The following is a 7,295-nucleotide window of genomic DNA, read 5'->3' as shown; positions in this document are numbered from 1 at the left end:
GTGCGCCCCTGTTTCCAGGCGCGCACCTTGGCGGCGCTCTCGTCTTCCGACCAGGGGAAGGCATCCCATTCCTCGCGCCAGTTGGCCGAGGTCAGCCGCGGCGTATGGTGCATCAGGTGATAGGCGAACTCGCGCCAGACGAGCTCCTGCAGGAAGGTCTCGGCGCCCGCCTTGCCCTCTTCCATCGCGCGCCGCGCGGCGTGCCAGCACTGGTTCGGGCTGATCTCGCCCAGGCTGAGATTCTCGCTGAGGCACGAGGTGCCGTCCTCCGCCGGGCGGTCGCGGCCTTCGGCGTAGCCCTCGACGATCTGCGCCATGAAATGCCCCAGCCGACCTTGCGCGGCGCGTTCTCCGACGCGGGCGTAGGGCGCCACCACCGCCGCGCCGCGGTCCATCGCCGCGCCCAGGCGCCAGTCCTGCAGCCGCTCGCTGCCGGGCCATGTTTCGGGCGCGGGCAGGCGGCCCGGCGCCGGCAGCGGCGCGTCCACCTCCCGCCCGCGCACGGCCCGCCAGAAGGGCGTGTAGACCTTGTAGAAGCCCCCCTGCTTCGTCTCGACGGTCCAGGGCTCGAACATCAGGTGGCCGCCGAAGCTGCGGGCGTCGAGGCGATCCTCCTTCAGCGCGGCCTTCACGGCCGTGTCGCGGGCGATGCTTTCGGGGTCATAGGCACGCGTCCACCAAACCGCGCCGGCGCCGGTTTCACGGGCCAGCGCCTGCAGGGCGTCCAGCGCCTCGCCCGACCGCAGGATCAGCCGGCTGCCGCGGTCCTCCAGCGCACGCGCGAAACTGTCCAGCCCCAGCCCGAGCCGGAACCGCGGTGCGGCGCCCAGCCCGTCGACCACCGGATCGCGCACGAAGACCGGGATCAGGGGCCGGCCCTCACGCGCCGCCGCATGCAAGGCAGGATGGTCCGAGAACCGCAGGTCGCGCCGAAACCAGAGAAGAATCGGGGAATGGTCTGTCACCTGGCCGGGCCTCGCATTTCCATGCCGGGCCAGTTAGCGCATTCGCGTCCCGTTCAAAGGGCCGCGCAGGGAGCCTCTGTTGCGCGCCTGTACTCCCGCAGAAGGGGACGCGCCAAAAGGCGCGCCCCGACCGTGATCGCGGCACGGGCCGTCACCGCGGCACAGGACGCACAGGCGGCTGCGCGTCAGTCCGGAATGTCGCCGCTCAGCCCCTCGACGTAGAAGTCCATGCCCAGCAGCGTTTCGTCGTCGGCGGTTTCGCCCTCGGCCAGCCACGCGCTGCCGTCCTGCCGGTTGATCGGGCCGGTGAAGGCATGGTATTCGCCCGAGGCGAGCGACTCCTTGAGCGCCAGCGCCTCTTCGCGGACCTCCGCCGGTACCGCGTCGGTGATCTCGCCGATGCCGACCATGCCCTCGCCGATGCCATGCCAGGTGTCCTGGCTCTCCCAGGTGCCGTCCATCACGGCCTGCACGCGGTCGATGTAGTAGGGGCCCCAGACGTCGAGGATCGAGGAGACGCGCGGGCTGGGCTTGTATTCGGCCATGTCGGAGGCCTGCCCGAAGCCGATCACGCCGCCGGCCGATTCCGCTGCCGCGAGCGGCGCGGTCGAATCGGTGTGCTGCAGGATCACGTCGGCGCCCTGCTCGATCAGTGCGGTGGCGGCATCGGCCTCCTTCGCGGGATCGAACCAGGTGTAGGCCCAGACGATGCGGAACTCGACGTCCGGGTTCGCCTTCTTCGCGTGGATGTAGGCCGAGTTGATGCCGCGGATCACTTCCGGGATCGGGTAGGAGGCGATGTAGCCCACGGTGTCCGTCTCGGTCATCCGACCGGCGATGTGGCCCTGCACCGCGCGGCCCTCGTAGAAGCGCGCGGAATAGGTCGCGACGTTGTCAGCGCGCTTGTAGCCCGTGGCGTGTTCGAACTTCACGTCCGGGAATCGCTCCGCCACCTCCAGAACCTGATCCATGTAGCCGAATGAGGTTGCAAAGATCATGTCCGCCCCGGAGAGCGCCATCTGCGTCATCGCGCGGACCGCATCCGCGCCCTCGGGCACGCTTTCCTGATAGACGGTCTCGACGGCGTCGCCGAAGTGCTCCTCGACGGCAAGGCGGCCCTCGTTGTGGGTGTAGGTCCAGCCGCCGTCGCCGATGGGACCGACGTAGATGAAGCCGATCTTCATCGGATCGTCCTGCGCCGCGGCCGGCAGGCCAAGGCCCATCGCCAGCGCGGCGGCGGTGGAAAGAAGCGTTCTGCGATGCATGGGATGCCCCCCTTCTGTTGCTCTTGTCGCGCCGCGGTGCCGCGGCGGGCGCCCCGGTCTAGCCCGAGGCGTGGAAACTGCGGCCGAGCGCAGCGGGCGCGCCCTGCAGCCCCCGGGCCGAAATGATCACCAGCACGAGGATCGTTACCAGATAGGGAGAAGCCGACAAGAGCGCGACCGGCACGATGGCACCCGCGGCCTGCAGGTTCAGTTGCAGAACGGTGACGCCGCCGAAAAGGTAGGCGCCCACCAGCACCCAACCCGCCCGCCAGGAGGCGAAGACCACGATGGCCAGCGCGATCCAGCCCGCCCCGGCGGTCATGCCTTCGGTCCACTGCGGCACCCGCACGAGGCTGATGTAGGCGCCCCCCAGCCCGGCCAGCGCGCCGCCGAAAAGGATGGCCAGCACCCGCACCCGGATCACGCTGTAGCCCAGCGCATGCGCGGCCTCGGCGCTTTCGCCCACGGCGCGCAGGATGAGCCCCGCGCGCGTGTAGCGCAGGAAGGCCCAGACGCCCGCGACCAGCGCGAGGCTGAGATAGACCATCGCATCGTGCGAAAACAGCATCCGCCCCACCACCGGCAGATCCGACAGCGGGCCCAGGTCGAGCCGCGGCAGCCTGGGGGCCTTCATCCCCTCGTAGGGTTTGCCCACAAGCGCCGACAGACCCAGCCCCGCCAGCGTCAGCGCCAGGCCCGTCGCGACATGGTTCGACAGCAGGATCTGCGTGAGCACCGCGAAGGCCAGCGCCAGCGCCGCCCCCGCCGCCGCCGCGCCCAGGAACCCCAGCGCAGGATTGCCCGAGTTGATCGCCACGGCGAAGCCCGCGACCGCGCCGGCGATCATCATCCCCTCGACACCCAGGTTCAGAACGCCCGCGCGCTCCACCACCATCTCGCCAAGCGCGGCGAGCAGGATGGGCGTGGAAGACACCATCAGCGAGGCGATCAGGATCGCGGGCTGGATCGCGCTCAGGTCCATCAGGCGGCCTCCTTCCGGCCAAGACGCAGGCGGTAGTTGGTCAGCACGTCCACCCCCAGCAGGAAGAACAGCAGCATCCCCTGGAAGAGCTGGATCGCCGCCGCTGGCAGGCCCAGCGTCAGCTGCGCAAGCTCGCCGCCGATGTAGGTCAGCGCCATGAGCAGCCCGGCCAGCAGGATGCCCACCGGATGCAGCCGGCCGAGAAAGGCCACGATGATCGCGGTAAACCCGTAGAACGAGCCGAAGTCGATGCTGATCTGCCCCGCCGGGCCCGCGACCTCGAAAAACCCCGCCATGCCGGCCAGCGCGCCCGAAAGTCCCAGGCAGAAAAGCACGATGCGCGCCGGCACCACGCCCGCGAAGCGCGCCGCGCGCGGCGCCTCGCCCGACAGCCGCACCTGAAAGCCCAGGATGTGCCGGCTCATCAGCACGTAGGCCGCGATCACCGCGACGAAGGCCGCGACGACCCCCCAGTGCATGCCTGTTCCCGCGATCAGTTCGCGGTTGGCGACCGCGTCCCATTGCGCAAGGTTTCGCGAGCCCGGAAAGCCCCGGCCTTCCGGGTTCTTCAGCAGCCCCGAACTGACCGAGGCGAGGATCGACTCGGCGACGTAGACCAGCATGAGCGAGACGAGGATCTCGTTGGTGCCGAAGCGCACCTTGAGCAGCGCGGGGATCATGCCCCAGGCCCAGCCGCCCAGCGCCCCCGCGATCACGGCAAGGGGAAAGACCAGCCGCGTCTCTGCCGGGTAGAGCGCAAGCGCCGCGCCCGCGCCACAGATCGCGCCGACGATGTACTGCCCCTCGGCCCCGATGTTCCACACGCCCGCGCGAAAGCCGATGGCAAGGCCGATGGCGATCAGGATGAGCGGACCGGCCTTCACCAGAAGCTGGGGCCGCGCGTAGGCGGCAAAGCTGGGATCGAACAGCGGATCCCAGAAGATCACGCGGATCGCGGCGACCGGATCGGCCCCCAGTCCGGCGAACATCGCGCCGCCCGCCAGCATGGTCAGCGCCACGGCCAGCAGCGGCGTCGCCGCACGCCAGAGCCGCGAGGGCTGCGGCCGCTTCTCCAGCGCGATCACCTGCGCGGCCCCGCGGCGCGCGCGTCCGGCGCGCTCATCGGTCCCCTGCGGTCCCTCTTCGCGCGCCCCGCCCGCGTCCTTTCAATGGTCCGAAAATACCCATGCACCGGCGATCCCGGGCGCATCGGTCGCTCTGGCGCGCTCCGCTCAGCCGACATGCGCCACCTCCATGTCGTGCGCACCGCCCATCATCAGGCCAATGCGCTCGATCGACAGTTCGCCCATCGGGCGGATCTCGCTCAGCCGCCCGCCGACCAGCGCGCCGAAGCGGTCGGCCAGCTCGAAAAGCTCGTCGAGATCCTGGCTGATGACGAGGATCGCCGCGCCCTTCGCCGCCATGTCCAGCAGTGCCTGCCGGATCGCGGCCGCGGCGGCGGCGTCCACGCCCCAAGTGGGCTGGTTCACGACCAGCACGCGGGGGGCCTGCGCGATCTCGCGGCCGATCACGAACTTCTGCAGGTTGCCGCCCGACAGCGCGCGCGCCGCCGTCTGCGGTCCCGGCGTGCGCACGTCGAAGCGGGCGATCACTTCCTCGGCAAAGCCCTTCGCCGCCGCCCAGTCGATGAAGCCGCGGCGCAGCAGGCCGCGGCGCCGCGCGGCCGTCAGCAGCGCGTTCTCCGTCAGGCTCATCTCGGGCGCGGCGGCGTGGCCCAGCCGCTCTTCCGGCGCCGTGGCCAGGCCTTTCGCGCGCCGCGCCTGCGGGCCGGTGCGCCCGATGTCCTCTCCGTCGAGAAAGAGCATGCCGCGCGGCAGCGTCCGCTCGCCTGCCAGCACCGCCAGCAACTCGTCCTGCCCGTTGCCGGCCACGCCACCCAGGCCCAGCACCTCGCCCGCGCGCAGCGCGAAGGAGATGTCGCGCAACGGCGTGCCGAAGGCGCCCGGTGCGGGCGCCGAGACGCCGCGCGCTTCCAGCATCACGTCGCCGGTGTCGCGCGGGGCGCGCTCGACCGCGGCAAAGCTCGCACCCACCATCATTTCGGCCATCTCGCGCGCCGTCGTCTCGGACGGCGTGCAGGTGGCCACGACCTTGCCCCGCCGCAGGATGGTGGCTGCGTCGCAAAGCGCGCGGATCTCTTCGAGCTTGTGACTGATGTAGAGGATCGCGGTCCCCTCGCGCGCGAGCCTGCGCAGCGTCTCGAACAGGATCTCGACCTCCTGCGGGGTCAGAACGCTGGTGGGTTCGTCCATGATGAGGATGCGCGGGTCCTGTAGCAGGCAGCGCACGATCTCGACCCGCTGGCGTTCGCCGGCCGACAGCGTGCCCACGGTGCGGAAGGGATCGAGCGGCAGGCCGTAAAGCTCGGACACCTCGCGGATGCGCGACGCCAGCCGGCGCGGCGGCGGCGCGTCCTCCATGCCAAGCGCGATGTTCTCGGCCACCGTCAGCGCATCGAAGAGCGAGAAGTGCTGGAACACCATCGCGACGCCCTCGCGCCGCGCCGCACTTGGGTCGGGGGGCGCGAAGGGCCGGCCCAGCAGCGTCATCCGCCCTGCGTCCGGGGCGACGAGGCCGTAGATCATCTTGACCAGCGTGGACTTGCCCGCGCCGTTCTCGCCAAGCAGCGCGTGGACCTCGCCGCGCCCGATTTCGAAGGAGATGCCGTCGCAGGCCAGCACGCCGGGATAGGCCTTGGTGAGCCCGTCAAGGCGCAGTACCGTCTCGCCCCTGTCCTCCATGCCGCCGCCGTCCCCCGATCGCGCCACCGCCCCGCTTTAGCCGATGCCGGCGTCGCTCCGCAATCGGCGCGGTGTGGTCGCCCGCCCGGCCGTGTTCCGGTTGCCTGCGGAACGGGCGGTGGCGGGGCTTCGCCGACAGACCCGGGGTCGCCGATTGTGCGGCGACTCCGGGCGGGATAGGTTCGTGCCATGACAGAGCCGCGCTTCGTCCACCTTCGCCTGCATACCGAATACTCGCTGCTCAAGGGGGCCGTCCGGCTGAAGAAGCTGCCGGAGCTTTGCCATGCGGCCGGAATGCCGGCCGTCGCCGTGACCGACACTGCCAGCATGTTCTGTGCGCTGGAGTTTTCCGTTGCGGCAATAGGCGCCGGTATCCAGCCGATCATCGGCTGCGAGGTGCCCGTCGCGCTGCCGCGCGAGGAGCGGCCGGGTCAGCGGCAGAGCCTCGACCGCCCCGGCGCCATCGTCCTGCTGGCGCAGTCCGAGGCGGGCTACATGAACCTGATGAAGCTCAACTCCTGCCTCTACCTGCGCGGCGACGGCGCGCCGGCGCATGTCACGGTGGAAGAGCTGGAGCGCCACGCGGAGGGGCTGATCTGCCTGACCGGCGGGCCGGACGGGCCGGCCGGGCGCCTCTTGCAGGAGGGCAAGCGCGCGGAGGCCGAGGCGCTGATCCGCCGTCTTGCCGCGGCCTTCCCGACGCGGCTTTACGTCGAGCTTCAGCGCCATCCCGAGGAGGGCGGGCTCTGGGCGCCCGAACAGGCGACCGAACGCGGCTTCGTCGAGATGGCCTACGCCATGGACCTGCCGCTGGTGGCCACCAACGACGTGCATTTCGTCAAGGAAGAGCACTACGAGGCGCACGACGCGCTGATCTGCATCGCCGAGGGCGCCTATGTGGACCAGTCCGCCCCGCGTCCCCGCCTGACGCCGCAGCACCGGTTCAAGACCCCGCAGGAGATGGCGGCGCTCTTCGCCGATCTGCCCGAGGCGATCGAGAACACCGTCGAGATCGCGCGCCGCTGCGCCTATGCCGCCGAGAAGCGCGCCCCGATCCTGCCCCGCTTCGCCGAGGACGAGGTGGAGGAGCTTCGCCGCCAGGCGAAGGAGGGGCTGGCCGCGCGCCTTGCCGTGATCCCGCACGCAGCCCCGGTGGAGGACTATGAAAAGCGGCTGGAGTTCGAACTGGGCATCATCGAGGGGATGGGCTTTCCCGGCTACTTCCTGATCGTCGCCGATTTCATCAAGTGGGCCAAGGCGCGGGATATCCCCGTCGGCCCCGGCCGCGGCTCCGGCGCGGGCAGCCTGGTGGCCTATGCGC

At 70.6% G+C, this 7,295-nt stretch carries 6 protein-coding genes; 1 reads left to right on the top strand and 5 read right to left on the bottom strand.

Going from position 1 to position 7,295, the window contains the following annotated elements; all coding sequences use genetic code 11:
- The 5 genes from ACLFOB_RS13395 to ACLFOB_RS13375 all read right to left on the bottom strand — a co-directional run.
- On the bottom strand, positions 1 to 965 hold a 965-nt coding region (locus ACLFOB_RS13395), incomplete at its 3' end, for a cryptochrome/photolyase family protein (RefSeq protein WP_410926397.1).
- A 185-nt stretch (positions 966 to 1,150) separates the two neighbouring features.
- On the bottom strand, positions 1,151 to 2,230 hold the full coding sequence (locus ACLFOB_RS13390; protein WP_410917167.1) for a BMP family ABC transporter substrate-binding protein: 1,080 nt from the start codon (positions 2,228 to 2,230) through the stop codon (positions 1,151 to 1,153).
- Between the two features lie 58 nt (positions 2,231 to 2,288).
- Positions 2,289 to 3,212 carry an ABC transporter permease gene (locus ACLFOB_RS13385; protein ID WP_410926396.1) on the bottom strand — a complete coding sequence of 308 codons (924 nt, stop codon included), beginning with the start codon at positions 3,210 to 3,212 and terminating at the stop codon, positions 2,289 to 2,291.
- Positions 3,212 to 4,297 (bottom strand): ABC transporter permease, encoded by a 1,086-nt coding sequence (locus ACLFOB_RS13380; protein ID WP_410926395.1) that lies wholly within the window; start codon positions 4,295 to 4,297, stop codon positions 3,212 to 3,214. The genes ACLFOB_RS13385 and ACLFOB_RS13380 overlap by 1 nt, the downstream gene beginning before the upstream one ends.
- A 147-nt stretch (positions 4,298 to 4,444) precedes the next feature.
- Positions 4,445 to 5,974, bottom strand: coding sequence for an ABC transporter ATP-binding protein (locus ACLFOB_RS13375; protein WP_410926394.1), 1,530 nt, complete (start codon positions 5,972 to 5,974; stop codon positions 4,445 to 4,447).
- Positions 5,975 to 6,163: 189 nt separating this feature from the next.
- Between ACLFOB_RS13375 and ACLFOB_RS13370 the strand changes: the two genes are divergently transcribed.
- On the top strand, positions 6,164 to 7,295 hold a 1,132-nt coding region (locus ACLFOB_RS13370; RefSeq protein WP_410926393.1), incomplete at its 3' end, for a PHP domain-containing protein.

This window comes from Rhodosalinus sp. (genome assembly GCF_046542825.1).
Taxonomy (GTDB): Bacteria; Pseudomonadota; Alphaproteobacteria; order Rhodobacterales; family Rhodobacteraceae; genus Rhodosalinus.
This window is presented reverse-complemented; position numbering and strand designations above follow the sequence as displayed.

What these genes read in the sequence shown, in the direction of transcription:
- ACLFOB_RS13375 (WP_410926394.1), bottom strand. Translation starts at nt 5,974, where the DNA reads ATGGAGGACAGGGGCGAGACGGTACTGCGCCTTGACGGGCTCACCAAG.
- ACLFOB_RS13390 (WP_410917167.1), bottom strand. Translation starts at nt 2,230, where the DNA reads ATGCATCGCAGAACGCTTCTTTCCACCGCCGCCGCGCTGGCGATGGGC.
- ACLFOB_RS13385 (WP_410926396.1), bottom strand. Translation starts at nt 3,212, where the DNA reads ATGGACCTGAGCGCGATCCAGCCCGCGATCCTGATCGCCTCGCTGATG.